Annotated in this window: 23 protein-coding genes and 1 tRNA gene; 11 read left to right on the plus strand and 13 right to left on the minus strand. The window is 53.4% G+C overall.

Going from position 1 to position 26,705, the window contains the following annotated elements:
- Nucleotides 1-714: 714 nt before the first annotated feature.
- From NH344_RS01830 to NH344_RS01845, 4 genes are all read right to left on the minus strand, one after another.
- Nucleotides 715-791: transfer RNA gene (locus tag NH344_RS01830), tRNA-Pro, on the minus strand.
- 97 nt (nt 792-888) lie between these two features.
- On the minus strand, nt 889-1,704 hold the full coding sequence (locus NH344_RS01835; RefSeq protein ID WP_044627956.1) for an inositol monophosphatase family protein: 816 nt from the start codon (nt 1,702-1,704) through the stop codon (nt 889-891).
- 87 nt (nt 1,705-1,791) lie between these two features.
- Nucleotides 1,792-2,250 carry an anti-virulence regulator CigR family protein gene (locus NH344_RS01840; RefSeq protein WP_044627957.1) on the minus strand — a complete coding sequence of 153 codons (459 nt, stop codon included), beginning with the start codon at nt 2,248-2,250 and terminating at the stop codon, nt 1,792-1,794.
- A gap of 315 nt (nt 2,251-2,565) precedes the next feature.
- Nucleotides 2,566-3,072: a pilin gene (locus tag NH344_RS01845; RefSeq protein WP_044627958.1), complete on the minus strand. Its 507-nt coding sequence runs from the start codon at nt 3,070-3,072 to the stop codon at nt 2,566-2,568.
- A 219-nt stretch (nt 3,073-3,291) separates the two neighbouring features.
- Between NH344_RS01845 and pilB the strand changes: the two genes are divergently transcribed.
- The 6 genes from pilB to NH344_RS01880 all read left to right on the plus strand — a co-directional run bounded on the left by pilB (nt 3,292) and on the right by NH344_RS01880 (nt 9,021).
- Nucleotides 3,292-5,049 (plus strand): type IV-A pilus assembly ATPase PilB, encoded by a 1,758-nt coding sequence (gene pilB / locus NH344_RS01855; RefSeq protein ID WP_044627959.1) that lies wholly within the window; start codon nt 3,292-3,294, stop codon nt 5,047-5,049.
- Nucleotides 5,050-5,052: 3 nt separating this feature from the next.
- Entirely contained in the window at nt 5,053-6,285 is a 1,233-nt protein-coding gene (locus tag NH344_RS01860) for a type II secretion system F family protein (protein WP_253027471.1), read from the plus strand.
- A 64-nt stretch (nt 6,286-6,349) separates the two neighbouring features.
- Nucleotides 6,350-7,195: an A24 family peptidase gene (locus NH344_RS01865; RefSeq protein ID WP_044627961.1), complete on the plus strand. Its 846-nt coding sequence runs from the start codon at nt 6,350-6,352 to the stop codon at nt 7,193-7,195.
- Nucleotides 7,196-7,279: 84 nt separating this feature from the next.
- A complete protein-coding gene (coaE, locus tag NH344_RS01870; RefSeq protein ID WP_253027473.1) occupies nt 7,280-7,876 on the plus strand; it encodes a dephospho-CoA kinase in 597 nt (198 codons plus the stop codon).
- Between the two features lie 15 nt (nt 7,877-7,891).
- Nucleotides 7,892-8,125, plus strand: coding sequence for a DNA gyrase inhibitor YacG (gene yacG, locus NH344_RS01875; protein WP_253027475.1), 234 nt, complete (start codon nt 7,892-7,894; stop codon nt 8,123-8,125).
- A gap of 17 nt (nt 8,126-8,142) precedes the next feature.
- Nucleotides 8,143-9,021 (plus strand): DNA replication terminus site-binding protein, encoded by an 879-nt coding sequence (locus NH344_RS01880; protein ID WP_253027477.1) that lies wholly within the window; start codon nt 8,143-8,145, stop codon nt 9,019-9,021.
- Here NH344_RS01880 and NH344_RS01885 read toward each other — a convergent pair.
- On the minus strand, nt 9,018-9,362 hold the full coding sequence (locus tag NH344_RS01885; RefSeq protein WP_253027479.1) for a hypothetical protein: 345 nt from the start codon (nt 9,360-9,362) through the stop codon (nt 9,018-9,020). The two genes, NH344_RS01880 and NH344_RS01885, sit on opposite strands and share 4 nt — an antisense overlap.
- A 375-nt stretch (nt 9,363-9,737) precedes the next feature.
- Between NH344_RS01885 and NH344_RS01890 the strand changes: the two genes are divergently transcribed.
- Entirely contained in the window at nt 9,738-10,547 is an 810-nt protein-coding gene (locus NH344_RS01890) for a helix-turn-helix transcriptional regulator (protein ID WP_253027481.1), read from the plus strand.
- A 186-nt stretch (nt 10,548-10,733) separates the two neighbouring features.
- On the opposite strand, the gene NH344_RS01895 is transcribed toward NH344_RS01890, so the two are convergent.
- From NH344_RS01895 to NH344_RS01930, 8 genes are all read right to left on the minus strand, one after another.
- Nucleotides 10,734-11,108 carry a histone-like nucleoid-structuring protein, MvaT/MvaU family gene (locus NH344_RS01895; protein ID WP_044627966.1) on the minus strand — a complete coding sequence of 125 codons (375 nt, stop codon included), beginning with the start codon at nt 11,106-11,108 and terminating at the stop codon, nt 10,734-10,736.
- A gap of 296 nt (nt 11,109-11,404) precedes the next feature.
- Nucleotides 11,405-13,084, minus strand: coding sequence for a 30S ribosomal protein S1 (gene rpsA / locus NH344_RS01900; protein WP_044627967.1), 1,680 nt, complete (start codon nt 13,082-13,084; stop codon nt 11,405-11,407).
- A gap of 184 nt (nt 13,085-13,268) precedes the next feature.
- Nucleotides 13,269-13,958: a (d)CMP kinase gene (cmk, locus tag NH344_RS01905; protein ID WP_044627968.1), complete on the minus strand. Its 690-nt coding sequence runs from the start codon at nt 13,956-13,958 to the stop codon at nt 13,269-13,271.
- Nucleotides 13,948-16,203, minus strand: coding sequence for a bifunctional prephenate dehydrogenase/3-phosphoshikimate 1-carboxyvinyltransferase (locus tag NH344_RS01910; RefSeq protein ID WP_044628095.1), 2,256 nt, complete (start codon nt 16,201-16,203; stop codon nt 13,948-13,950). Before NH344_RS01910 ends, cmk begins: the two co-directional genes overlap by 11 nt.
- Before the next feature lie 29 nt (nt 16,204-16,232).
- A complete protein-coding gene (gene pheA, locus NH344_RS01915) occupies nt 16,233-17,324 on the minus strand; it encodes a prephenate dehydratase (RefSeq protein ID WP_044627969.1) in 1,092 nt (363 codons plus the stop codon).
- Between the two features lie 5 nt (nt 17,325-17,329).
- The gene (gene serC, locus NH344_RS01920; RefSeq protein WP_044627970.1) at nt 17,330-18,433 is read right to left on the minus strand and encodes a 3-phosphoserine/phosphohydroxythreonine transaminase; all 1,104 of its coding nucleotides are present in this window, start codon (nt 18,431-18,433) and stop codon (nt 17,330-17,332) included.
- Entirely contained in the window at nt 18,417-21,110 is a 2,694-nt protein-coding gene (gene gyrA / locus NH344_RS01925; protein ID WP_228219308.1) for a DNA gyrase subunit A, read from the minus strand. The genes serC and gyrA overlap by 17 nt, the downstream gene beginning before the upstream one ends.
- A 165-nt stretch (nt 21,111-21,275) precedes the next feature.
- The gene (locus NH344_RS01930; protein WP_044627972.1) at nt 21,276-21,710 is read right to left on the minus strand and encodes a thioesterase family protein; all 435 of its coding nucleotides are present in this window, start codon (nt 21,708-21,710) and stop codon (nt 21,276-21,278) included.
- Between the two features lie 166 nt (nt 21,711-21,876).
- On the opposite strand from NH344_RS01930, the gene NH344_RS01935 reads away from it, so the two are divergent.
- The 4 genes from NH344_RS01935 (at nt 21,877) to metG (ending at nt 26,620) form a co-directional block, all read left to right on the plus strand.
- Entirely contained in the window at nt 21,877-22,815 is a 939-nt protein-coding gene (locus NH344_RS01935) for a recombination-associated protein RdgC (RefSeq protein WP_044627973.1), read from the plus strand.
- Between the two features lie 58 nt (nt 22,816-22,873).
- Nucleotides 22,874-24,055 (plus strand): 1-acyl-sn-glycerol-3-phosphate acyltransferase, encoded by a 1,182-nt coding sequence (locus tag NH344_RS01940; RefSeq protein WP_213262015.1) that lies wholly within the window; start codon nt 22,874-22,876, stop codon nt 24,053-24,055.
- Nucleotides 24,056-24,190: 135 nt separating this feature from the next.
- A complete protein-coding gene (locus NH344_RS01945) occupies nt 24,191-24,472 on the plus strand; it encodes a hypothetical protein (RefSeq protein ID WP_044627975.1) in 282 nt (93 codons plus the stop codon).
- Nucleotides 24,473-24,583: 111 nt separating this feature from the next.
- The gene (metG, locus tag NH344_RS01950; RefSeq protein ID WP_062374415.1) at nt 24,584-26,620 is read left to right on the plus strand and encodes a methionine--tRNA ligase; all 2,037 of its coding nucleotides are present in this window, start codon (nt 24,584-24,586) and stop codon (nt 26,618-26,620) included.
- Nucleotides 26,621-26,705: the final 85 nt, after the last annotated feature.

Genomic DNA, 26,705 nt, shown 5'->3' on the forward strand with positions numbered 1-26,705 from the left:
TCACGGCTTGGAGAGTAGAATTGCTCATGGCGTATCCGTCCTATGTTGGTTGTGATCTGGCGAGATCAATCAACAGGATACGCCACCCTCTCTACTGCCCTCCATACACAAGAACTGAGCTTAACTCCCAGCGGCTAAACCTGAGCCGTATGATCCTGCAAATAATTCTGAAGTGTTGGCGATCCTGCGCCGCCAAGGGATACGCTGCTGAGTTAAACCCCATGAGAGGGTGATAAAAGTTGACATCTAAGCCCTGGCAACCGCTGGGGCTTTTTGCTGATGGCAAGGTTGAGGCGAGGGTAAACGCCGCAAGGTACTTTGGGAGCAGCGGCATCCAGATTCGGAAGAAAATCAGGCGGGACAACTTGTCCCACCTGAAATTGGCTATAAGAAGCCGCCCAAACAAGAGAAAGCCTTCGCTGCCGACACCGCCGAGCGCACGCGGGAGAGAAGGTTTTTCCAACATCGGTTACGCTCAAGCGCGTGTGGTTTCCAATTAGGTTTCCAGCATAAGTTTCCATTTTGGCATTCACCAAAAACGCAACGGTAAAGGCAACAAAACGCAACACTTATGGAGAGGCGCAACGGCTTGTCAAACTGCCCCTAAAAACGCGGAAATTCCAGACGGTTGTCACCTATATGTCACCTAGAACGTTAGGCAACAAAAAACGGCCACCGCGTGATTCGCTAAGTGACCGTTTTATATGTCTTTTTTGGTCGGAGTGACAGGATTCGAACCTGCGACCTTTGCAACCCCATTGCAACGCGCTACCAAGCTGCGCCACACTCCGATGTCTGTTTGGCATTTGCCTCAAGACGGTGCGTATACTAGCGTTTTATACGCCAAATGAAAAGCACTTTTTGCGCTTTCTTTTCAATCGCTTGCCACTAAGCGTGGTCGGCTGCTTTTAATAAGGACGCCATGGCGTCGTAAACCTTAGGGGTAGTTACTAGCAACTGCTCCGGGTAGAGGTCTGCCGGTACACCGTCAGGCACCTCGCTTAAATGCCCCACCCGCGCGCCTGCTTCACGAGCAATGACCCAACCCGCCACAAAATCCCAGGGCGATACGCTTTCGTAGTAAGCATCTAAACGGCCGCAGGCCACATCACACAAATCCAGCGCCGCTGAACCATTACGCCGGACATCCTGACAGCCTGTGAGTACTGCTTCTAAGCGTGGCAGAAGTTTTTTACGCTGCTCTTTTTGATAGGGAAAGCCGGTACCTACCAGCGTGCTTTCAAGGGTCTCAGCGCCGCTCGGCTGAATCGGCTGCTGATTGCAGAATGCGCCTAGGCCCTCTGCTGCACTAAAGGTTTCACCTAAAAACGGCGCATGTATCACGCCTACTTTACCTACCCCCTGCTCCATCCAGCCGATTGATACCGCCACATGGCGCAGGCCCTGGGCAAAATTAACGGTGCCATCAATCGGATCCACAACCCAGAGCTGCTCGGCGGGGGTATGCAGCGCATGCTCCGGGCTTAGCTCCTCGCTTAACCTTGCTTCCTCTGGGAAGCGCTCCTCCAGGCGCCGACTAATGAGCGTGTCGACGGCAACGTCCACATCAGTAACTAGCTCGATCCCTCCTTTCAGCCGCTGGCTAAACCCTTGCTGCTCTCGGGCATTACGAATCATCTGCCCAGCCTCTTCGGCAATCTCTACGGCCAGTGCCAGCCGCGCTTCCAGGGTATAAACCGCCATATTCGCTCCTCAGTGGGGTGTTTGTTGTTTCTCAGCATAAGCGTTGGTCCATGGCATTACCATAACGCCCCAACACATGGGAACGGCTTAGCGCAAAGCATCCACCAACACATCGACCACCACACGGGTGGCGGCTTCAATTAACACCACATCAGCGCCAACACGCTCCCACTCGTATCCTGGGTAACGGGGCAGCTCATGGGCAATGGGGCCGTCAAAGCGCTTGGCAATGCCGGGTGGCAAAGGTTTACCCCGCTCTAAATTGCGCTGGATGCCAGGAGGCAGTGGTTCCGCACGGGGGGCATCGTGACGGCGCAGCAAGCGCAACAGTTCGCGCTCGTTAATGCGCGGCAAATCCACATAACCCTTGCTAAGGGAACGGCGCGAATCGCTTTCGTAGCGACCCTCACCACCTCGGTAGCGCTCTGGCTGGGAAGCGTTATCCCGAGCGCCGTGGGCTGGCGCATGGGCGGGCTGGGCCAACGCGGCACTGCTTAGTATAAGCGCGGTAGCGCCGATCAAGAGTTGATGTAGTAAACGGCTCATAAAAAAAGCTCCACTGTGGTCAGGGAGCTTTAGTGTAGGTAACAAATAAGCAGGCAGTGTGGAAGGGGCTAGCTCGTTACTTTTACCCACGCACCATCCTGCTGTCTATCATATATTCCTGCACCACTATTATTAGCTTTGTATACATCGCTGAACCCTACGCACCACATAGTCACTGTGGCACAGCAACCGCTGCCAGTACGCCTAACACCGCTACCACCAGTTCAATCAGCGTAAAGCTGCGCTCACTTTTGGCCACGACTGGTCTCTCCCATCAAAAAAGGGGCCAGAAGGCCCCTTTAATTTTGCAAAATATTACTCTCTACAAGCAGTAGGTAAGTATGTTGCGTTTAGCCCTGTACACCGCCATCCGGAAATCTGTCCACCAGCGGAAGAAGACGCGTCACTCACGGCTGCCGGACTTCCATTAATCAGAGGTGTAAATACAATCGTTTCCCCCTCGTGGACCCCTGCATCAAACTCGACACTGTAGGCACCGTTTTGAGTGCCATTTAATGAAACTTCTCCAATATACTGGCCATCAAGAGCACCAGCAGAACCTTGGTTGAAGTTAGCGCTTCCGCCAGAAGAGGTGTAGCCGAGAAAAGAACCATTTTCAGCGTAATAAACAGCAATATCTGTTCTTATGCCTGCTGTTGCGGTAAACGCTTCTGCGGCTTGAGCACGTCCCACATAGTTCTGATACTGCGGCACGGCGATGGATGCCAATACGCCAATAATCGCGACGACGATCATCAGCTCAATCAGCGTGAAACCGCCCTGCTTGAGATTGCGAAACACATTTTTTGCAGTTGTTTGCATCTAAAAATCTCCTTGGAGATTTTGCTTGGCAGGTATTGCCAAGCAAAATTAATATACATTAGTTACACTAACTTACGCACAGTGTTTTTTCAACTACATTTGGCCCACTACTTCGTTCATTTGTACGAACGCGTGCGCTTAGAAAAGCGTGGTGCCGCCAGTACCCTTAGTATGGTACAAGTAAGCGCATTCTGACCACTTTGCTACCACAGGTCGTGCATGTCTAAACCCTCTTTTGAATCGACACTTAGCCACGCGGCAGCTCACGGCGGCCTGCGTGGCATTGCCCAGCGGTTGGTTAAACACGGTGTGTTAAGCGATGCACAAGCGGCCACCGCACAGTCGACGGCCTCTGATCTCGAAATTTCGCTGCTTCAACACGTTATTGAAAGCGGGCTGGCCGACCCTGTTGCAGCTACCGTAGCAGCGGGATGGGAGTATGGTCTTCCGGTTATCGACCTTGAGGCGCTGCGCCTTACTACGCTGCCACCCGCCGCCGACTACCCCGTTAAAGTATTACAAAATCTTAATGTGCTGCCCCTGGCGCGCCATGGCCACCGCCTAACCGTCGCGGTGCCTTATCCAGCAACGCTTACCCAGCTAGATGAGCTCCAGTTTGCCACAGGATTAAGCATAGAAGGTGTGCTTGCTCCGGTGGATCAAATCACCGTTGCACTTAACAACTATCTCGCCCAGAACGAACGCGGCATGCTGGATGAGCTAGATGGCATTGACGACGCGGTGAGTTCGTTAAACATTGTACAAAACAGTGACGGCAACGAAGTTCCTCTTGAGGAAGCGTCGCAGAGTAGCGAAGATGCGCCCATCGTTAAGTTTGTTAATAAGATTTTATTAGACGCCATTCGCCAAAGGGCCTCTGATATTCATTTCGAGCCTTATGAAACGCTCTACCGCGTCCGTTTTCGCGTTGATGGCATGCTGATTGAAGTTGCTAGACCGCCCTTTGCCATGCGCCACCGTATTGCGGCTCGCCTTAAAATTATGGCTCGGCTGGATATTTCGGAGCGCCGTCTACCCCAGGATGGTGCGATAAAACTCAAGCTCTCGCGAACGCGCTCTCTCGATTTTCGGGTTAACTCGCTACCTACGGTATACGGTGAAAAGCTGGTGCTGCGGATTTTAGACCCTACGGCGGCTCAGCTAGGCATTGAGCAGTTAGGTTTCACCGATGAGCAGCGCGCTCTGTATGAACATACGCTTAAGCAGCCCCAGGGCATGATTTTGGTGACGGGGCCGACCGGCAGCGGTAAAACCGTTTCGCTTTATACGGGGATTAATATCCTTAATAAAGTAGAGCGCAATATTTGTACGGCTGAAGACCCCGTAGAAATCAAAGTAGATGGCATTAACCAGGTAAACATTCTACCCAAGATCGGCCTCGACTTTGCCAGCGCCCTGCGCGCCTTCCTTCGCCAGGACCCGGACGTTGTGATGGTGGGAGAAATACGCGACCTGGAAACAGCGGACATTGCGGTAAAAGCTGCCCAAACCGGCCACTTGGTGCTCTCTACGGTGCATACTAACTCGGCAGCCGAAACACTCACACGATTAGCCAATATGGGCGTTTCGTCCTTCAACATTGCAAGTGCCGTTAGTTTAATTATTGCACAGCGCTTAGCGCGTAAACTTTGCCATCATTGCAAAGAGCCCATTGAAATACCGCGTAAGGCGCTTCAAAAAGAGGGGCTAAACAACGAGGAGATTAACCAAGCCACCCTATATAAAGCCGTGGGTTGTAAACACTGCACCCAAGGTTACAAAGGGCGGATTGGTATCTATGAAGTTGTTCCCATTACAGAATCGATGCGTCAGCTCATCATGCGCGATGCTAATTCGCTAGAAATTGACCGGCAGGCCCGCAGGGAGGGCTATCCCAGTCTCCATCGCAGCGGCCTATTAAAAGTCATGCAAGGTATCACCAGCCTTGAAGAGATTAACCGCGTAAGTAAGGAGTAAGGCATGGCTAAACGTGCTCGTAGGCGCCAAACTCCCGCCATCAAGTTATCGCGCTGGAAGTGGATAGGCAAAGGCCCCCAAAACAGAACGTTAAGCGGCGAAATGATTGGCCGCAGCAAAGCGGAAGTCACCGCCGAACTCGCCAAACAAAATATTGATATTCGGCGTATCAGTAAAAAAGGCAGCATTGGCGGCAACGGCCGCATCAACCCTAACGACATCATGGTGTTTGCGCGTCAAATGGCCACCATGATTCGAGCAGGCATCCCACTTTTACAAGCGCTTCAAGTAGTCGCTGAAAGCCTAAAAAAACCCGCCATGGTGGCCCTGATACAGCAAATGATGAGCGATGTGTCTTCTGGCTCTAGCTTCTCGGATGCGCTTCGCCAACACCCAAAACATTTTGACCGCCTGTTTGTTAACTTGGTAGATGCTGGTGAACAAGCAGGCGCCCTAGATCAAATGCTGGATCGCGTTGCAACCTATAAAGAGAAAGTAGAATCCCTGAAAGCACGTGTTAAAAAGGCACTGTGGTATCCCACTGCGGTCATGGCGATTGGTATTGCGGTTACCATGCTGCTTCTGGTGAAAGTGGTACCTGAATTTGAAAGTATGTTTCAAAGCTTCGGGGCGGAACTACCTGCGCTTACGCAAATGACGGTAAATCTATCGAAGCTTGCCCAACAGTACTGGCTAACAGCATTTGGCGCGCTGGTAGCGGCCATATTCTTGCTTAAACAAAGCATCCAGCGTTCACCAAATATCGCTTACCGCATGCATGCATTACTACTTCGATTACCGATTATCGGCGACATCATGCATAAATCTGCGGTTGCGCGTTTTTCTCGCACATTGGCCACCACATTTTCTTCCGGTGTCCCACTGGTAGAAGGGTTAGACACAGCCGCCGGAGCAACCGGCAATAAGGTTTACGAACACGCCGTGGTGCAAACTCGCCAAGACGTGGCGACGGGGCAGCAATTACATTTTGCGATGCGCATGACAAATCGTTTCCCAGCCCTGGCGGTTCAAATGGTCAGTATCGGTGAGGAGGCAGGCTCTTTAGATGCCATGCTGAATCGAGTGGCAGATTATTACGAAGAGGAAGTTGATAACAAAGTGGATGCACTCACATCGTTAATGGAACCCGTTATTATCGTTGTGTTGGGCTTATTAGTCGGCGGTGTTGTCGTGTCCATGTACTTGCCAATTTTCAATTTAGGCTCTGCGTTATAGCCGTTTTCTACATGCGCTGCCCACGGTGGCCTCTCCTATTTTCAGGCAGTTAAAAAGGACATTTATGCATCTCCCTTCACCGCTCGAATGGGCGCCTGCTCTTCTACTCGGGCTTTGTTTTGGCAGCTTTTTAAATGTGGTGATTACTCGCCTACCGGTCATGCTGATGAGGCGCTGGCGCAATGAAGCCCTAGCTTCGCTGGAGTTTCCGGCAGAAACAGCGCCCCGCTTTAATCTCGCAACCCCTGGTTCGATGTGCCCGCGCTGCGAGCATCCGATTGCGTGGCATGATAACTTACCGCTGCTTGGCTGGTTAAAACGGCGCGGTAAGTGCGCAAACTGCCAATCTCCCATTAGTGCACAGTACCCACTGGTTGAACTGATGGGCGGGCTATTAGCGGTGGCCGTTGTGGCGCTTTATGGCACAACAGCAAGCGCCCTGTTTATTTATGCGGCCTGCTTAACACTTTTGGCGCTGGCGGTTATCGATTTTCGTACGTATTTGCTGCCGGATATGTTAACCCTGCCCTTGCTCTGGGCGGGCTTGCTCTATCAGCTGATCTTTCAGCCCATTATGTTGCCCAGCGCGGTAATCGGCGCCATGGCTGGCTACTTAATCCTCTGGAGCTTTTACTGGCTGTTTAAGCTATTAACAGGCAAAGAGGGTATGGGGTTTGGCGATTTTAAGCTGCTAGCGGCGTTAGGCGCCTGGGTCGGTTGGCCCATGCTGCCATTACTGTTGATCGTATCGGCAGGCATTGGTGCCCTTGTGGGCTTGGCGGCGCAAGCTAGCTCCCCTCATTTGCGCGGCCAGCCGCTGCCTTTTGGCCCTTTTCTAGCCCTGGCGGGTTGGGTTTGCTTATTAGCGGGCGATGAGCTGATGGCGCTCTATACGTCACTGCTATATTAGCATTGGTCATTTCGTCCATCTTACTGTGGCCAGCTATTATCTATGCCCATGACGATGAGCAGCGCCACTATTTAGGGAACAGCCATGATTGTTGGGTTAACAGGCGGTATCGGTTCCGGTAAGTCTACCGTTGCTCGGGCGTTTGGTTCGCTGGGAATCGGCTGGGTAGACGCCGACGATGTGGCCAGGGAAGTCGTCATGCCTGGCGAACCAGCGCTAGCGGCTATCAGCGAACACTTCGGAAATGATGTACTACACGCTGACGGCACGTTAAACCGTGCAGCTTTGCGCAGCATTGTGTTTGACAACCCTACCGAGCTCAAATGGCTGGAGTCGGTGACCCATCCTCGCGTGCGCGAACGCATTCTCGTACATCTAGAGCGCTTACAGTGCCAATCACCGTATGTGCTGCTGGTATCGCCGTTGTTATTTGAGTCAGGCCAAGACAAGCTGGTGGATCGCACCGTTGTAGTCGATGTGCCCGTTGAGCTGCAGCTTTCGCGGACACGTGCGCGAGACGACGTGAGCGAGGCTCATGTGCATGCTATTCTCGCCGCCCAGCTTCCCCGTGAAGAGCGCCTTACTAAGGCCAATGATGTTATTGATAACAGCGGAGACCATGCTTCGATGATGCAACAGGTAACGCAGCTTGATCAGCACTACCGAAATAAATACCTCTAGCTCAAGGAGAGTTCTATGCCAACACCCGCTAACGATGCACCGCTAGAGGTCGCTTGCCCTCAATGCAGCAAGCCAGTCGTCTGGAGCCCAGAGAGCGCCTACCGCCCTTTTTGCAGCAAACGATGCCAGCTGCTTGACCTAGGCGCTTGGGCGGAAGAGTCTCACCGCATTTCGGGCGAATCCGCGATGGATGAAGCCGATTTGGACGCGCTGCTTGCCCAAGCGGATAGAGACGCCTCGCTCTCTTAGCCCATGAGTGTTCTGCCATGAACGATAATGCCCTGCCCGTTTACCACTTGCTGCATGAGCTGGATGCCCGTTTCGATGACTTGATGGCAGCTATAGATCATGCAGCCACTTATTATGAGCAGCAGCAATCAGCCACATGGCACTTTCAGCCCTACCCTGGGGGTAGGGGTAGGTCTTGGCTACGCCAAGCCCTGCTCGATATGTGGCATCAGCAGGGCCAAGATGGGCGCGAGACGCGTAACTACATTGCGCTTATCGCAGCAGATGATGAATTACTTGAAAAGTTTACGGCGGTTAACCGCGCTAAAGCACACATTAGCGACCTGCTTCAGCATATTAAACAGGCACAGCCAAATACACTCAGCCAAGCCAAACACCGCTTGCCTCAACGCCACCCAGACGTGGATAACGTGCTGCGTCAGGGTGGCTTGGCGCGCTTGCACCTTAAGCAGTGTTGGCGGCACCTTCCTATTGCCCCGGCACCGGTATCGCGCGTTCGCTTTGCTTGGTATAGCAGTGGCCGCTCAATAAAAAAAATTACCGTACAAGAAGCAGAGCAAAAACTCTTGCAGTTAGATACCGACTCGCCACATATCCGCATTCAGCTACGTAGACTAGCGGGAATACCAAGCAGCGAACCGCTAGCACAGGTACAAAACCAAGCCCCGCTCATGCGCGGCAACCTGTTTTTTACAGAACCACTAGAAGACGGCCATACCCGGCGCGCATTAAATATTGCCATGCCGCTTATTGTTCCCGCCCCTGAAAATCGCTTGCCACATATTAAAATGCCGCCCCTAGAGCCGCCCGCGCAGCGTACGCGGGCAAAGCGTCGGGATGAAAAGCTGGAGAGTGACGTATTTCTACCCAGCTTGCGGGTATATCGCTACCGTTAGTGCCCACTGCTACTTTGGGCGGGCATTCGATCCACCTCCCATAGTCCGTAGGCCAATAGCGTCTGTATCAGTTCGCTTACCCCACCCTCTGATAAATCATACTCCTTCAGCAAGGCCTTTAAGCGCTGGCTGAACAGCAGATCCTGTTCCTTCTGCCGCTCAGCCTGATCATCAGCCTCGAGCGCCGCTAAAGAGCGTACAGGGGGCCCTGTTGGAATATCAAAGTCACTATCAGGATCTTCCAACTGACGCAATGCTTGCGCAAAGGCGTCATCCAGCTCACGAAACTTACGCAGCTTTTCACGCTCATCCAGTTGTTTTTGAACCTTTTGATATTTCATCGATGTTTCATTTACACCTTACTTGGGATGGTCGATATGTCTGCAAAACAGACTTTATTTACAAAAAAACTGTGCACAAACGCGTAAACTCTCATAGCAAACTTGCCTTTGCTTCAGCTTAGCAGCATAAAGACACCATCGTGATGAAGCCGCTAATCGGTAATAATGATTATCTGGCTATCTGTCTATCGTACGTCAAACGCATCACGCTCCATCACGAGCCATGGATGGCCGCTCTATAGATAACACTCAAACACTGGTGGCAACGATAAAAGTCATGGACCACCAGGTTACCAGCAACAACAAGCACCGGGAGGGTGCATTACAGGCAAGCTATCAACTGACCTGTATGACTCACGCATGGGAGGCCAGATAATGTTCAATGCAATGTCGCGAGCTGAGATCTGGCTACAGGACACGCTTGACCAATCGCTAAGTATAGAAGACCTTGCTAATCACTTGGGATATTCAGCGTCACAGATACGGCGGCAATTTCGTCACTGCTTCAACACCTCTCCTAGCGCTTATCGTGAGCAGAGGCGCTTAGAGCGAGCAGCGGTCTTGCTATCGCTTACCCCACAAAATATAGCGCATATTGCCATTCGCTGCGGGTATGCAAACCATTCATCGTTTTCGCGCGCATTTCAGCGGCGCTATCAGCTGACGCCTAGGCATTATCGCCAATCTTTTAGCAGCATGCGCCACCTAGCGTTACCTGCAAAACAGTTTACCACTGCTATCGAAAAGAGCCGTCCACGCCAGGCTGTTTTTACGCGTGTCTATAAAACTCCAAATGCTATCTCTGGCCTAGGCAATACGTCGCACCATGCTAACCACCTCCCCTGCTTTGTGGCTCAACTGGGGCATGCAACACCTACAGTAGCGCTACCTGACCTGCTCGCAGACAAAGTTGACGCCCTTGAGGCAGGCGCTAAGGTACGCAAGTCAAGAACTGACATTGGTCTCTATTTAACCCACACAGCAAATACAGAAAATTTAGCCCTACCAGTTGCTTACCGGCGCATTGAAATTCCTGCACAACACTATGCAAAAACCTTCTTTGATGATTTTGATGAGCTATCAGATGCATTGACATCAACGCTACTGCAGCTGCTCAATCAACAACATCGCTTTCTCACATTAGTGGAGAATCCCCACGGATTTTATGGCATCCCGATCACTTAGAGCTGCGGGTGCCACTACTGAGAGAAGCAACGCACATTTATTGAACTGGTTGATGCTGAACTAGTGGCTGGCTAGTCCGCAGCGCCAAACCCTGCTGACTTCCCAGCCAGTCTTCTAGGTCGCTGCTTGAAACTAACCCTCTAAAAACAAAACCGGCATTTCCATTAGAAATGCCGGTTAAACTACTTAGTCTTCCATGCGCACGAGCCAGGACTCGACAGCTTCATCACCATGCTCATCTTTCCAGCTACGCAGACCTTTATGGTTCCCACCACGGGTTTCGATCACTTCACCAGTATGCGGGTTCTTATAGATTTTTAAACGACGCTTACGGCGAGTAGAGGCGGCCGGCGCTGCTTTGGCACTGCGCTGATCAGTAGTCGGATCCAAAAGCGCAATTACATCTGCAGGACGCTTACCAAACTCGTTCATCAGTGCTTCAAGTTTAGCTTTAAACTCAAGCTCGCTTTTCAGGCGCTGGTCGCCTTCAAGACGCTGCAGCTCTTCTTGAAGCTGTTTAAGCTGCTGCTCTTTTTGAATGTAGTCGTTTAACAGTGACATAGGAAATCCTTTTAGCTTGGTTTTAACTGCGATGGCATTCAGCTGGGCAACTCAATACCGATTAGTTCAGGATACGGACACATTATTGCCTTAAACTCTGTAATTGACAACAGTCTAGTTCATTTTGGTCCATTTACTAAACAATTTTACAATCCACAATAGCGCTTTAAAGCCTTTGCTTATTAACCCAATCATCCACTTACTTCTGACTAAGCCAACAAAGAAAAGTGTGTAAAATTTTGCAAAAAAAAACGCCGCCCTTTTGGGCGGCGTTTTAGTAGGAAAAAACTAATAATTTAGTCTTGACCCATCTGCTGCTTGATCAGATCACCGATGGTGGTCGGGCCACCTGCTGCTTCCGGCTCTTGGTCACGCAGTTTCTTCAGGTTCTGACGAGTGTCGTCTTGCTCTTTCGCTTTCACCGACAGATTGATCTGACGGCTCTTACGATCGACGCTGACAATACGCGCTTCAACGCTGTCACCTTCGTTCAGCACATTGCGTGCATCTTCAACGCGGTCTGCGCTAATTTCAGATGCTTTAAGAATGGCAATAACGTCAGTTGCCAGCTCAACGTGTGCTTCTTTAGCGTCAACTTCTACAACGCGACCGGTAACAATGCTGCCCTTGTCATTCACTGACAGGTACTCAGCAACCGGATCGGAATCCATTTGCTTGATACCCAGGGAGATGCGCTCACGCTCCGGGTCGATAGACAGAATAACGGCTTCTGCTTCGTCGCCTTTCTTGAAGTTGCGAACGGCTTCTTCGCCTGTTTCTGTCCAGGAGATGTCGGACAGGTGAACCAGACCGTCGATACCGCCTTCAAGGCCGATAAAGATACCGAAGTCAGTGATTGACTTGATGGTACCGGAAACACGGTCGCCCTTGTTGTATTCAGCGTTGAACGTTTCCCACGGATTAGCAGTGCACTGCTTGATACCCAGAGAAATACGACGACGCTCTTCATCGATATCAAGAACCATCACGTCAACATCATCGCCCACTTGAACGACTTTAGACGGATGAATGTTCTTGTTGGTCCAGTCCATTTCAGACACGTGAACCAGACCTTCGACACCCTCTTCCAGCTCAGCAAAGCAGCCGTAGTCCGTCAGATTAGTGACGACCGCGTGCACTTTGGTGCCTTCCGGGTAACGCTCTTTGATGTTGACCCACGGATCTTCGCCCAGCTGCTTCAGACCCAGTGAAACGCGGTTGCGCTCACGGTCGAACTTCAGCACTTTGACGTTGATTTCGTCGCCAACGGCAACGATTTCAGACGGATGCTTGATACGCTTCCACGCCATGTCGGTAATGTGCAGCAGGCCATCGACGCCACCCAGATCAACGAAGGCACCGTAATCGGTCAGGTTCTTGACGATACCTTTGATTTGCTGACCTTCTTGCAGAGTGGCCAGCAGCGCTTCACGCTCGGCACTGTTTTCTGCTTCCAGCACGGCACGACGCGATACAACGACGTTGTTGCGCTTCGGATCAAGCTTGATGACTTTAAAGTCCAGCTCTTTGTTTTCCAGATGTGCCGTGTCGCGAACCGGACGAACGTCAACCAGAGAGCCCGGCAAGAAGGCACGGATAGAGTCGACGTCGACAGTGAAGCCGCCTTTGACTTTACCGTTGATCACGCCCTTGACGATTTCGTCTTTCTCGAAGGCTGCTTCCAGAATCTTCCAAGCTTCTGCGCGCTTGGCTTTTTCACGGGACAGACGCGTTTCACCGAAGCCATCTTCAACGGCTTCCAGTGCAACGTGAACGTCATCACCGATAGCGATGGTCAGTTCACCATTCTCATCGCGGAATTGTGCCGCAGGGATCTGACCTTCGGATTTCAGACCAGCGTTAACGGTAACCCAGTCACCGTCAATGTCGACAACCTGAGCCGCGACGATAGCGCCTGGCTCCATGTTGATGTCGTTAAGAGACTGTTCAAACAGTTCAGCAAAGCTTTCGCTCATGGTTTTCCTACGTGATCAACGTTGTTGAGGCATAACTGCCTTCTCCGTACCACCAGCGAGTACGGGCCTAATGTCACTCTGCTTTTGGAGGCGTTAGCGCTGGTTAGACCTGACCGGGCTCACTGATATGGAGTTATCGCCCTGCCACGTCGTGACACCTTTCCAAAAACGCCGCAAGGGAGAATCAAATGCCGTTAGACATGCCGCGTTGGGCAAGTAGTTCGGTCAGCCGATCAACCACTTCCGGTATGCTCAGGCGCGTGGTATCAAGCGTAATGGCATCATCTGCCGGCTTGAGAGGAGCCACACTGCGTTGCGTATCGCGTGCATCGCGTGCCTGAATCTCCTTTAAAAGACTCGACAGACTAGCATCCACCCCTGCTTCCTGCAACTGTAGATGCCTTCTGCGAGCCCGTTCTTCGGCGCTGGCGGTGAGAAAAACCTTCAACGGCGCCTCGGGAAATACGACAGTTCCCATATCGCGGCCGTCTGCTACCAGCCCAGGTAATTGGCAAAAATCTCGCTGGCGCTGAAGTAGTGCTGCGCGCACACTAGGCAGTGCTGCGACCTGAGAAGCAAGTTCACCTGCTTGCTCGGTACGAATCACCTGCCCAACGTCTTCGCCCTCTAACAAGGTGCAAGGCTGACCATCTACCACAGGAAAGGCAACATCTAGCTTAGTGGCAATCGCTGCCAGTGCCGCCTCATCATCTAGGGCGACATGATGCTTGACGGCCGCCCGGGCCGTTAGACGATAAAGTGCCCCACTGTCTAATAGGTGCCAACCTAAACGCTCGGCCACAAGGCTGCTAATCGTGCCTTTGCCAGCACCGCCGGGGCCATCGATTGTCAGCACAGGTACCTTAGCGGTCATTAGCACCCTCCACGCTAACACTCATACCAATGCGCTGCGCCAGCGCAACAAAATCCGGGAACGAGGTAGCGACATTCGCACAGTCGTCAATAATGATTTCATCACCTGCGCGTAGCGACGCAATGGCAAACGCCATAGCAATACGGTGGTCGCCCAAGCTATCGATACGGCCGCCGCCATAGCTCGGCACGCTGTCGTTGCCGTTACCAATAATATCGATACCGTCTTCCACCACCGTATGCTCAACGCCAAGCACAGCAAGGCCATCGGCCATGGCCTGGATACGGTCGGACTCTTTCACCCGCAGCTCTTCCGCGCCGCGCAGGCGCGTCGTGCCATGAGCATTGGCCGCCGCGATGAATAGCGCCGGGAACTCATCTATAGCCAGCGGCACTTGATCGACGGGAATATCAATACCTTTTAGGGGCGCGTAACGAATACGAATATCCGCCACTGGCTCGCCACCCACTTCACGTTCGTTTTCAAGCGTTAAGTCGGCGCCCATCAATTTCAAAATATTGATCACACCAATGCGGGTTGGATTGATACCTACATGCTCTAACGTGATATCCGAGCCCGGCGTAATGGCAGCTGCGACAAGGAAGAACGTCGCTGACGAAATATCGGAGGGCACATCAATCGACCCAGCCGTTAATTGTCCGCCACCTTGTAGCCAACAGGTATCCCCTTCGCGTGAAACGGCGTATCCAAAGCCGTTAAGCATACGCTCGGTATGGTCACGGGTAGGAGCTGGCTCGCGCACGCGGGTTTCACCTTCGGCATAGAGCCCAGCAAGCAGCAGGCATGACTTTACCTGCGCGCTGGCCATCGGCATGTCGTAGTAAATACCTTTCAGCGGCGCACCGCCGTGGATCTTTAACGGCGGACGGCCGCCTTCGGCGGTATCGATGGTAGCACCCATCAGACGCAGCGGATCTGCCACACGCCCCATCGGCCGCTTAGAGAGCGACTCATCGCCGGTCAGCTCGCTATCGAAAGATTGGCCCGCCAGCAAACCGGCAAAGAGCCGCATAGCCGTACCGGAGTTGCCTACATAGAGCGGCCCTGCGGGCGCTTTCAAACCCTGCATGCCCACACCGTGGATAGTGACTCGCCCCTGGTGCGGCCCCTCAATGGCCACGCCCATCTCGCGAAAAGCTTGTAGAGTCGCTAGGCTATCCTCACCTTCCAGGAAGCCTTTTACTTCCGTCACACCTTCCGCCAGAGCACCCAGCATAATAGAGCGATGGGAGATGGATTTATCGCCCGGCACGCGAAGACGACCCTGCGCCTCTCCGCCTGGCTGCACGCGATAAGTCACTTTACCGTGTGGTTGCATATGATATTCCGCCTGATAACTGGTTTTATTCAATAACGTATCAAAATAGTGTCGCGCGTGGCTGGCACGATCAAACGTTGCAATTAGCGCATCGCTATCACCGCTTTCAACGGCGCAACGAAGACGCTTTAACCCTGCTTCAAAGTCGTCTAGTGACGACAGCACTGCTTCTCGGTTGGCGATAAAAATATCCCGCCACATGACCGGGTCGCTGCCTGCAATACGGGTAAAATCACGAAATCCGCCCGCAGCGTAACGAAAAATATCCAGCCGCTCATCCTGACGCGCCAGCGTATCCACTAGAGAGAACGCCAAAAGGTGCGGCAGGTGACTCGTGCGTGCCAGCACCTGATCGTGGCGCTCGACGCTCATTTGCAAGACTTCTGCACCACACGCCTGCCAGAGCTTTTCCACGCGTGCTAGTGCATCAGCATCGACGTTAGGTTCGGGCGTCAGAATCACTTTGTGATTAACATAAAGCGTCGGGTTGGCCGCTGCCACACCACTCTTTTCTGAGCCCGCGATAGGATGCCCTAAGACGATATTAGGTAATACGTAACCAAACACGCGTTCGGCACACTCACGAATGGTGGCTTTGGTACTACCCACATCGGTGATCACTACATCATCAGCCGCGTTAGGAAGCGCCTGGGCCAGCGCGGTCATCACGCCTTCCATTGCCAGTACGGGCACTGCCAGGACCACCATGGAAACATCATCCAGCAGCTCAGCTAGCTGCGTGCCGCCAGCGTTAACAAGCCCTAGCTCAATACCCAGAGCAATCTCGTCTTTATTAGGGTCGCAGGCAATAATTTCCCCGGAAAAACCAGAAGCGCGCAGCGCCGCTGCTAGCGAACCACCAATTAAGCCCAGCCCGACGATTAAAATTCGCGGTTCATGACACACTTCACGCCCAGCACCTTGTGCTAACACCGTCACAGCACGCCCTGAGGGTAAGAACCCAATACGCGCAACTCAGCAGCGCGCAGACGCACCTCTTCCAGCACAGCCGCTACACTCGGCTCATCACGGTGGCCTTTGAAATCAATGAAGAACACGTAATTCCATACGCCTGTGCGCGAAGGGCGCGTCTCGATGCGGGTTAAATCGATCTTGTGGCGATGGAATGGCTCCAACAGGTCGTGAAGCGCGCCTGGCTGGTTACGCATGGCTACCACAATGGAAGTTTTGTCTTCACCTGACATAGGCACATCTTGATTACCAATAATCAAAAAGCGCGTCGAGTTATCCGGACGGTCTTCGATTTTATCGGCAATGCGCTCTAAGCCGTAGAGCTTGGCAGCCATGTCGCCGGCAATCGCCGCGCTGTGCCATTCGGTTTTCACCAATTTAGCCGCTTCAGCGTTGGAGGAAACCGGCACACGCTCAGCATGTGGGTAATGCGCATCCAGCCATTTACGACACTGGCCAAACGACTGGGGGTGCGAGTAGATACGCGAGACTTTGTCTTTGCGCGTTGTTTCGCTAATTAAGAGATGGTGGTGAATGCGTAGTACTACCTCGCCACAAATCTTGATGGAAGAGTCCATAAAGGTATCGAGCGTGTGGTTCACCACCCCTTCAGTGGAGTTTTCCACCGGCACCACGCCATAGTTCACCGCGCCTGCTTCCACTTCGCGGAACACTTCATCGATAGCGGCCATAGGCAGGCTTACCGCACTTTCGCCAAAATGCTTGAGCGCCGCTTGCTGGGTGAAAGTGCCTTCCGGCCCTAGGTAGGCCACTTTTACCGGCTGCTCCAGCGCGAGGCAGGCCGACATAATCTCGCGGAACAGACGGGCCATCTCTTCAGCGTCCAGCGGGCCTTTATTCAGCGCCATAATGCGCCGTAACACCTGCGCTTCGCGCTCTGGGCGGTAAAACACGGCATCTTGATCTTGGGCGAGCTTAACGTGCGCCACCTGCTGGGCGCAGCTGGCACGCTCACTGATCAAGCGCAGAATATCGCCATCCAACTGGTCGATACGTTGACGCAAGTCATCTAAATTGATCGGCGTATCGGACATGATGGTTAGCCTCTTCGTTGTTCAAAATCCGCCATAAAGGCGATTAAGGAATCGACCGCCTCTTCTGGAACGGCGTTATATAAACTAGCGCGCATACCACCTACGCTGCGGTGGCCTTTAAGGTTTAGCAGGCCTGCCTCATCGGCTTCTTGTAAAAACGCTTTATCCAAACGCGCATCCGCCAACACAAACGGTACGTTCATACGCGAACGGTTAGGTACGGCGATAGGGTTACTGTAGAAGGCGCTGGCATCAATGGCAGCGTAAAGCTTTTGCGCTTTGCGCTGATTCAGCGCATCCATTGCATCTAAGCCACCGATGTCATTTTTAAGCCATTGGAAAACCAAGCCCGATAGATACCAGGCATAAGTCGGCGGGGTGTTCACCATAGAGCCCGCTTCTGCCAGCATTTGATAATCAAAAAGTGATGGAATCGTGCTAGGGGCTTTACCTAGCAGATCGTCACGTACGACCACGATGGTTAACCCCGCCGGGCCGATATTTTTCTGCGCGCCAGCGTACACCACACCAAAATCGCTGATATCAATCGGGCCAGAGAGAATATTCGACGACATATCGCACACCAGCGGCACGGCTGCACCATCAGCGCGAGTTATCTGGGGCGTGTAATCAAACTCTAAACCGCCAATGGTTTCATTCGACGTGTAGTGCAGATAGGCCGCGTCATTGGTGATTGATAATGACGCCTCATCAGGCACGGCAGTGTGACCATTAGCCTCGCTGCTGGCAGCCACATGGCAGCTGAAGCCAAGCCGCTTGGCTTCACTTAATGCTTTCTTTCCCCAAATGCCTGTTTGGATAAAGTTAGCGCTACCGCCCTGGCCCAGTAAATTCATCGGCAGCATCGAGAACTGCATGCTTGCGCCGCCCTGCAAGAAAAGCACTTGGTAATTGCTGGGAATTGCTAGCAGTTCACGAAGATCTGCCTCGGCACGTTCTGCAATGGCAATAAACTCATCACTACGATGGCTCATCTCCATCACAGACAAACCACGCCCCTGATAGTCAAGCAATTCGTTACGCGCTCGCTCTAAAACGGCGGTTGGCAGGGCTGCAGGCCCTGCACAAAAGTTATAATGACGTGTCATCGGTTCCCGGTTCCTGTGCGCCATTGTCTGCGTCTGCTGGCTCGCCTGCCTCTAAAACATCGGACTCTTCGGGCTCATCAACGCGAACGGTTTTCACCAGCTTCTCTTCTTTACCCAAGCGAATCAGCATCACACCCTGAGTATTACGCGAAGTCGTTGACACTTCTTCCACGCGAGTACGCACCAGCGTGCCGCGATCGGTAATCAGCATCATTTCGTCGCTGTCATACACCTGCATAGCGGCAACCAATGAGCCATTACGCTCGCTGGTCTGCATCGCAATGACGCCCTGGCCGCCACGGCCGCGCAGCGGAAACTCCTCCAGTCGGGTGCGCTTGCCGTAGCCATTCTCACTGGCCGTCAGAATATAAATCTGGCCTTCGCCCTGGGCTTGCTCCACCGCCTCTGCCTGCGCAGCTACCTCGGCATCGGCTTCGGCATCAATCTGCTGGCTCTTCGGAATAATCAGACTGATAACTTCCGCATCGCCTGCCAAGCGCATACCACGTACGCCGCGAGCGGTACGGCCCATGGCGCGCACATTGCCCTCTTCAAAGCGAATCGCTTTGCCATTCGAGGAGAGCAGCATGACGTGGTCGCTGCCCGATGTAATCGCAGCACCGACCAAGCGGTCACCCTCTTCCAGGTCAATCGCAATCAGGCCAACGCTACGCGGGCGAGAGAACTGCTCAAGGCTGGTACGTTTAACCGTACCATTTGCGGTGGCGAAGAAAATGTAGTGCTCGGGGTCATAATCCCGGACCGGGAGAATGGCATTCACCGATTCGCCCTCTTCCAGCGGCAGCATGTTCACCAAAGGCTTGCCACGAGAGCCGCGGCTTGCATTGGGCATTTCGTACACTTTCAGCCAATACACCTTGCCACGGTTAGAGAAGAGCAGCACGGTGTCGTGGGTCGAGGCAACCAGCAGATGCTCGATGACGTCCTCGTCCTTCATGGCCGTGGCGGACTTGCCGCGACCACCCCGACGCTGAGCCTGATAATCAGACAGCGGCTGAGTCTTGGCGTAGCCCGAACGCGACACCGTGACCACCATGTCTTCTTCGGCAATTAGGTCTTCGATGGACAAATCCAGGTGGCTGGCCTGAATTTCCGTGCGGCGGTCATCGCCGAACTGGTCGCGCACCGCGTGCAGCTCTTCACGGATGACTTCCATCAGGCGGTCAGCGGAAGCCAAAATTTCGGTAAACTCGGCGATCTTCTCAAGAATCGAGAGGTACTCATCCAGCAGCTTCTCGGTTTCAAGCCCAGTAAGGCGATGCAGACGCAGTTCCAGAATCGCCTGAGCCTGAGCGGGGGAAAGCCGATATTCGGTGGCAGAGGGGTTCAGTCCAAATCCTTCATCCAGATCCTCCGGCTTGCAGGAAGTGGCACCGGCACGCTCCAGCATCGCGGTTACCTGACCCGGCTTCCAAACTTTCGCCAGCAGCTTTTCACGCGCTTCAGCGGCGTTAGGCGAGGCTTTAATCAGCTCAATGACTTCATCTATGTTCGAAATCGCGACGGCCAAACCTTCAAGCAGATGGCCACGCTCACGCGCTTTCTTGAGTTCATATAGCGTGCGCCGCGTCACCACTTCACGGCGGTGACGAATAAACGCTTCGAGCATCTCTTTGAGGTTCAACGTGCGGGGCTGGCCGTTCTCCAGCGCCACCATGTTAATGCCGAACACGTTCTGCAGCTGCGTCTGGGCGAACAGATTATTGACGACCACTTCGCCGGACTCACCGCGCTTGATCTCAATCACCACGCGCAGGCCATCTTTATCCGACTCATCGCGCAGCTCAGCAATACCTTCGATTTTCTTCTCTTTAACCAGCTCGGCAATCTTCTCAATCAACCGGGCTTTGTTCACCTGATAAGGCAGCTCAGTGATGATAATGTGATCGCGGCCGGTTTTATCGTCGTGCTCGATGGTGTGGCACGCGCGCACGTAAATACGTCCACGGCCAGTGCGGTAAGCATCGAGAATGCCCGCACGCCCGTTGATGATCCCCCCGGTGGGAAAATCAGGACCGGGGATGTATTGCATCAGATCATCCACCGAGAGCGTGTAGTCGTCGATGAGCGCCAAGCAACCGTCGATCACTTCCCGCATATTGTGCGGCGGGATGTTCGTCGCCATGCCCACCGCGATGCCCGACGACCCGTTGATCAACAGGTTGGGAACTTTCGTAGGCAGCACGTCTGGGATTCGTTCGGTGCCGTCGTAGTTATCGACCCAATCGACCGTGTCTTTTTCGAGATCCGCCAGCAGCTCGTGGGCTAGACGCGCCATGCGCACCTCGGTGTAACGCATGGCCGCCGCGTTGTCACCGTCGATGGAGCCAAAGTTACCTTGACCATCGACCAGCACATGACGCATGGAGAAGTGCTGCGCCATGCGTACGATGGTGTCATACACCGCACTATCTCCGTGCGGGTGGTATTTACCGATGACATCGCCGACGACACGCGCCGACTTCTTGTACGGTTTATTCCAGTCATTGCCCAGTTCATGCATGGCAAACAGCACACGCCGGTGAACGGGCTTCAGGCCGTCGCGCACATCAGGTAGCGCGCGGCCGATAATGACACTCATCGCATAGTCGAGGTACGACTGTTTGAGCTCGTCTTCAATATTGACGGGCAAGATTTCTCTGGCGATGTCACCCATGAAAGTCAGATCCTTTGCACTGCATTGGCACTGCGAGAGTTGAAAGCGCTTGAAAATGCCGCCTTTCATCGTACGAGACTGAGTACATGAAGGCGGCGCGCAGATACCGTGACATCATACCACTGCATGCGCATCAAGGGCAGTCGGTGACACCGCCATTGCCATTTAGGCCGTAAACGCCTCTTTGGGCACGATCAGTCCCCGTAGCACGTCGCGCACCTCACCTTCGATGGCGGCGGCTTTATTGGCCTTCACATCCAGCAGCACGAAGGTGAGGTCGGCCTGGGCGATCAAAGTGCCGTCAGATCGAATGATACGGTGATGGCAGAGCGCACTTCGCTCACCAACGTCGACGATGCCCGTTAATACCTGCAAATCGTCCCCCTGGACGGCCGCCGCGCGATAGTCGATGTTTAAATTAACCACCACGAATGCCCGCCCAGCGCTGTGAAGCTGCTGGATAAGCCGAGGGTGCTCATCGAAGAATGCCCAGCGCCCCTCCTCCATAAACTCCAGATAACGCGCGTTGTTGACATGACCATAGCCATCTAGGTGGTAACCACGGACCCGCATACTGACGTGGGAAATTGATTCAGACATAGCATCCTCTTGTTCACTGCTTATGGAAATGGGCAAGGAATCATTAACACTCTGCAAATCAAACACAAGTTTTAAACTCGTGCAACAGCAGGTCGCTGCACCAAGGTGCTGGTAGGAAAGGCCGCGTTTCGACATAATGTGCCACCTTTTTCATAGGATCGGTGACATGTGGTTTAAGCACCTGCATTTATATCGCCTACACGGCGCTCCCGAGCTAGATAGCCAAACTCTGGCCAACGCATTGGATGAGCACGCGGCCAAGCCGCTAGGCAATGCGGATGCTCGCCGCTTAGGCTGGACAGCGCCTGCGGGGCGGCTAGGTGGCGACCAGCGTCTGCATGAAATTCAGGGGCACCGCTTACTCTCTGCTCTACGCCAAGAGCGCCTGCTTCCCGCGTCGGTTGTCAAAGAAGAAGTCGACGAAAAAGTCGCCGATATCGAGGCCAGTGAGGGGCGCAAAGTCACGCGCAAGGAAAAGAGCGCGCTGAAAGAGCAGGTCACCGAAGAACTCATGCCCCGCGCCTTTGTCCGCAGCCAGAAAATTGACTTATGGTGGGACACTAAGCGCCAGCTCATTGGCGTTAATGCTAGCTCGCGCACCCGAGCAGAAGATGTATTGGACCTGCTGCGTGAGACACTTGGCAGCTTAAAAGCCACGCCATTGAGCAGCCAAACATTGCCGATACGCGCCATGACTACCTGGTTAGGCGACCCATCTAGCCGCCCAAGCGACCTACAGCTCGGCGACCAAGTGGAACTCAAGGCAAAAGGCGACGATGGCGTGCTACGCGCACGGCAAGTTGACCTAGACAGCGATGAAATTCAGCAGCTACTTGAGAGCGGACGCCAGGCCAGCAAACTGGCGATCAGCTTGGAAGGCCGCCTAAGCTTTGTGCTGCATGACGATTTAGCGCTGAAGTCGCTGCGCTTTGGCGACGCACTGATTGAAGAAGCCGACCATGCCGACGACGGCGATGATGCGCTAGCCCGCCTGGAAACCGACTTTATTCTGATGGCCCAAGCGCTTTCTGACGATGTTACCCGCCTGCTGGAATGGCTTGGTGGCGAAACTCAGCGGGAACCGACGGCTCAGCAAGATACCTAACGCTCTATATTTTAAGCCGCAGCCACCCGATTATTTTTGCTTATATCCAACGGATCGCATGACTCATCACAATAACGCACCCAACACTGACACCACCAACGACCCATGGGCAGACATTCGCCCCTATATGGATCATGAGGTGGCCGATGTTCTTGAACGGCTCTCTCACGATAGTGAACTGCTTGACGCGCTTACCCGCTTTAGGCTGCCGCGCATGGCCAAATGGGCGCGGCCCGTAGCGCGCGCCCTGGCAGGCCACGCCATTCGCCGTGAAGTAAAGGGTGTTACCAGCGTTCGCGAATTTCAAATGCGCATTGCCAGCTATATGGAGCGCATGATCCGCACCACCACGGATGCCTTTGAGGTCTCGGGATTAGACAAGCTCGACGACAACAGCGCTTATCTATTTATCGGCAATCATCGCGATATCTCGCTAGACCCCGCCTTTGTTAATTACGCGCTTTACCAGGCAGGCCGAGATACGGTACGTATTGCGATTGGCGACAACTTGCTGAAAAAGCCCTATGTAACCGACCTGATGCGGCTAAACAAAAGCTTTATTGTGCCGCGGAGCGCACGCGGAAAGCGGGCCATGTTGGCCGCTTATCAGCAGCTGTCGTCTTACATTCGCCACTCGATTACCGAAGACAATCACTCTATCTGGATGGCCCAGCGCGAAGGTCGTGCTAAAAACGGCATTGACCGTACCGACCCCGCTATTATCAAAATGCTCACGATGGCAAAACGCCATGCAGAGCGAGATATGGTCTTCGGCGATGCCATTGCCGAGCTGAAGCTCGTTCCTGTATCGATTAGCTACGAGTACGATCCCTGCGACTTGCAAAAAGCCCAGGAACTGCATGATATCGCCACCCGGGGTAGCTACGCCAAGAGTGAGTTTGAAGACATCCGCTCAATTGTTTCTGGCATTACCGGCTCTAAAGGCCGCGTTCAGCTAAAATTTGGTACGCCAGTGGGTGCCGACATGGCGACACCTGATGAAGTAGCTGCTGAAATTGACCGCCAGGTGATTGGTGGTTATCGCCTATTTCCCAGCCACTATCTGGCGCTGGAAGCATTGGGCGAATCGCCGGAGCTAGTCGCGCGTAAATCCATTACCCGTCAAGATCGGGAGCGGTTTAAAGCACGGCTAGCAAGCGTTCCAGAAGCACTGCAACCCTATTGGTTAGGGCAGTATGCCAACCCGGTGAAACATAAGGCGGGACGACTCAGCATATAAATGCTTACATGCAGCGGCTTACTTAGTTAAGCGTAATGATCAACGCATGCTCGCAGCTCGAAAAAGTGCTATGGTCAAGGCATTCATTGGTCTCGCTTGGTAGCTTCATCAGGCGCGGTCTTAAGGAGATTCTCTATGTCCGCATCAGAAATTCAAAAAACACGTATTATCAACGAGCTACGCGGCTTTATTCGCAAGCTTCTACAAGACCCTAAAATTCTAGAGCAGTCGCTGGCTATTGCACGCCAGCAACTGATTGAAGGCAGTAGCCCCGCCGTGATGGCACGTATTGCCAATGAGATTTCAGACACCACCAGCGTGCATATTCCTGAAGACCCGGCAGAGCACTCGGAAGCAGACAAGCTATTTTTAGAACTGCTGCGTGAAGTAGTTCAAGAAGAGCAAGCGCTCTACTAGTCTGTCAGGCTGAGCCTCTGGCTATTTGTACGCATTACCATGACATTACCGGCGAAGCACCTCCCCTTCGCCGTCTTTATTTGTACTGCCTAACCGGAATTATCACTCACCATGCCCAATACTGCCCCGCGCAACATTCTGGTGACGAGCGCCCTTCCCTATGCCAATGGCGCTATTCACTTAGGCCACCTGCTTGAGTACATCCAAACGGATATCTGGGTACGCTTCCAAAAGAGCCGTGGCCAGCAGTGTTACTACGTTTGTGCTGACGATGCTCACGGCACCGCGATTATGCTGCGTGCCGAGCAGGAAGGCATTTCCCCTGAAGCACTGATTGAACGCGTTTCCCAAGACCACCAGGAAGATTTCGCCCGCTTTGGCGTGGGGTTCGATAACTACCACTCCACCCACTCGGATGAGAACCGCTACCTCAGCGAGCTGATCTACACCCGCCTACGCGATAAAGGCCATATTGCCACTCGCGATATCGAGCAGATGTTCGACCCGCAGAAAGGTCTGTTTCTAGCCGATCGCTTCATCAAAGGCACCTGCCCAAAGTGCCACGCGGTCGATCAGTACGGCGATAACTGCGAAAAGTGCGGCGCAACCTACACGCCTGCGGATCTGATCAATCCAGTTTCCGCCATCTCCGGTGCCACGCCCGAAGTACGCAGCTCCACGCACTACTTCTTCAAACTGCCGGACTTCGCCGACTTCCTGCAGCAGTGGATCAATGATGGCCACGTACAGCCACAAATCCGCAATAAGCTAATGGAGTGGTTTGAGTCTGGCTTTAACGAGTGGGATATTTCCCGCGATGCGCCCTACTTTGGTTTTGAGATTCCCGATGCGCCCGGCAAATACTTCTATGTATGGCTAGACGCCCCCATCGGCTATCTGGCCAGCTTTAAAAACCTCTGCGAGCGCGAAGGTATTGATTTCGATCGCTTCTGGGAAAAAGACTCAGACGCGGAGGTCTACCACTTCATTGGTAAAGACATCGTCTATTTCCACGCGCTGTTCTGGCCTGCCATGCTCCACGGTGCTGATTTGCGCACCCCCACGGCGGTAAACTGCCACGGCTTTTTGACCGTCGATGGTGCGAAGATGTCAAAATCGCGCGGCACCTTCATCAAGGCGGCCACTTACGCTGAACATCTCAACCCCGAGTACCTGCGTTACTACTTTGCCGCCAAACTCACCTCCAAGGTGGATGATCTTGACCTAAACCTTGAAGACTTCGCTGCCCGAGTGAATTCAGATCTCGTCGGTAAGGTCGTGAACATTGCCAGCCGCTGTGCCGGTTTTGTCAAAAAACTTGGGGGCGGCACCCTCTCTGAGCACTGTGCCGAACCGCAGATGGTTGCCCGCTTTATCGCTGCCGGTGACGATATTGCCGCCGACTTTGAAGCGCGTGAGTTTAGCCGCGCCATTCGCAAGATTATGGAATTGGCCGATGAAGCCAATGCCTATATCGCTGAAAAAGAGCCCTGGGCACTCGCCAAGCAGGATGGTCGCGATCAAGAAGTACTGGAAATCTGCTCGGTGGGCATCAACCTGTTCCGCCAGCTGATGGTGTATCTGGCGCCGGTGGTGCCGAGCATGGCAGAGCAAGCCCGTGAGTTTATAAATATTGACACTCTTGATTGGGAAAGCCGTGGTAATGTGCTGGTCAACCACCCGATCAACAAATTCAAACCGCTGATGACCCGAGTAGAGCGGGACAAAATCGATGCTATGATCGACGCATCAAAAGAGGATCTGGTAGAAGAGCAGAAGCTAAAAAACACCCCGAAAGGCCCGCTAGCAGACGAGCCCATCGCGGATGAAATTAGCTTTGATGAATTTGCCAAGGTTGACCTGCGCATTGCTCGGATTGCCAAAGCACAATATGTCGAAGGTGCTGACAAACTATTACAGCTTACCCTGGATTTGGGTGGCGAAACCCGCAACGTCTTCTCTGGCATTCGTTCTGCGTACTCTCCAGAGGCCCTGGAAGGCCGCCTGACGGTGATGGTTGCCAACTTGGCGCCCCGCAAGATGCGCTTTGGTGTATCCGAAGGCATGGTGCTTGCTTCAGCGAATAAAGAGGGTATTTATCTGCTCTCGCCGGATGCTGGCGCCGAGCCGGGTCAGCGTGTAACGTAGCGCCGCCATTCACGGATGAAAGGGGCAAGGCGAACAGCCTGCCCCTTTTGTTTTTAGGCTACTTCTTCCATTTAGACCCATGACT

This window comes from Halomonas sp. Ps84H-12 (assembly GCF_024124725.1).
Taxonomy (GTDB): Bacteria; Pseudomonadota; Gammaproteobacteria; order Pseudomonadales; family Halomonadaceae; genus Vreelandella; species Vreelandella aquamarina.

Excerpts from the sequence above, each read along its gene's own strand:
- NH344_RS01890 (WP_253027481.1), top strand. The coding sequence starts at position 9,738 with ATGTTCAATGCAATGTCGCGAGCTGAGATCTGGCTACAGGACACGCTT.
- NH344_RS01835 (WP_044627956.1), bottom strand. The coding sequence starts at position 1,704 with ATGGCGGTTTATACCCTGGAAGCGCGGCTGGCACTGGCCGTAGAGATT.
- NH344_RS01930 (WP_044627972.1), bottom strand. The coding sequence starts at position 21,710 with ATGTCTGAATCAATTTCCCACGTCAGTATGCGGGTCCGTGGTTACCAC.
- metG (WP_062374415.1), top strand. The coding sequence starts at position 24,584 with ATGCCCAATACTGCCCCGCGCAACATTCTGGTGACGAGCGCCCTTCCC.
- NH344_RS01885 (WP_253027479.1), bottom strand. The coding sequence starts at position 9,362 with ATGAAATATCAAAAGGTTCAAAAACAACTGGATGAGCGTGAAAAGCTG.
- NH344_RS01935 (WP_044627973.1), top strand. The coding sequence starts at position 21,877 with ATGTGGTTTAAGCACCTGCATTTATATCGCCTACACGGCGCTCCCGAG.
- pilB (WP_044627959.1), top strand. The coding sequence starts at position 3,292 with ATGTCTAAACCCTCTTTTGAATCGACACTTAGCCACGCGGCAGCTCAC.
- NH344_RS01940 (WP_213262015.1), top strand. The coding sequence starts at position 22,874 with ATGACTCATCACAATAACGCACCCAACACTGACACCACCAACGACCCA.
- gyrA (WP_228219308.1), bottom strand. The coding sequence starts at position 21,110 with ATGGGTGACATCGCCAGAGAAATCTTGCCCGTCAATATTGAAGACGAG.
- NH344_RS01945 (WP_044627975.1), top strand. The coding sequence starts at position 24,191 with ATGTCCGCATCAGAAATTCAAAAAACACGTATTATCAACGAGCTACGC.
- NH344_RS01840 (WP_044627957.1), bottom strand. The coding sequence starts at position 2,250 with ATGAGCCGTTTACTACATCAACTCTTGATCGGCGCTACCGCGCTTATA.
- coaE (WP_253027473.1), top strand. The coding sequence starts at position 7,280 with ATGATTGTTGGGTTAACAGGCGGTATCGGTTCCGGTAAGTCTACCGTT.
- NH344_RS01845 (WP_044627958.1), bottom strand. The coding sequence starts at position 3,072 with ATGCAAACAACTGCAAAAAATGTGTTTCGCAATCTCAAGCAGGGCGGT.
- rpsA (WP_044627967.1), bottom strand. The coding sequence starts at position 13,084 with ATGAGCGAAAGCTTTGCTGAACTGTTTGAACAGTCTCTTAACGACATC.
- pheA (WP_044627969.1), bottom strand. The coding sequence starts at position 17,324 with ATGTCCGATACGCCGATCAATTTAGATGACTTGCGTCAACGTATCGAC.
- NH344_RS01860 (WP_253027471.1), top strand. The coding sequence starts at position 5,053 with ATGGCTAAACGTGCTCGTAGGCGCCAAACTCCCGCCATCAAGTTATCG.
- NH344_RS01895 (WP_044627966.1), bottom strand. The coding sequence starts at position 11,108 with ATGTCACTGTTAAACGACTACATTCAAAAAGAGCAGCAGCTTAAACAG.
- yacG (WP_253027475.1), top strand. The coding sequence starts at position 7,892 with ATGCCAACACCCGCTAACGATGCACCGCTAGAGGTCGCTTGCCCTCAA.
- serC (WP_044627970.1), bottom strand. The coding sequence starts at position 18,433 with ATGACACGTCATTATAACTTTTGTGCAGGGCCTGCAGCCCTGCCAACC.
- NH344_RS01880 (WP_253027477.1), top strand. The coding sequence starts at position 8,143 with ATGAACGATAATGCCCTGCCCGTTTACCACTTGCTGCATGAGCTGGAT.
- cmk (WP_044627968.1), bottom strand. The coding sequence starts at position 13,958 with ATGACCGCTAAGGTACCTGTGCTGACAATCGATGGCCCCGGCGGTGCT.
- NH344_RS01865 (WP_044627961.1), top strand. The coding sequence starts at position 6,350 with ATGCATCTCCCTTCACCGCTCGAATGGGCGCCTGCTCTTCTACTCGGG.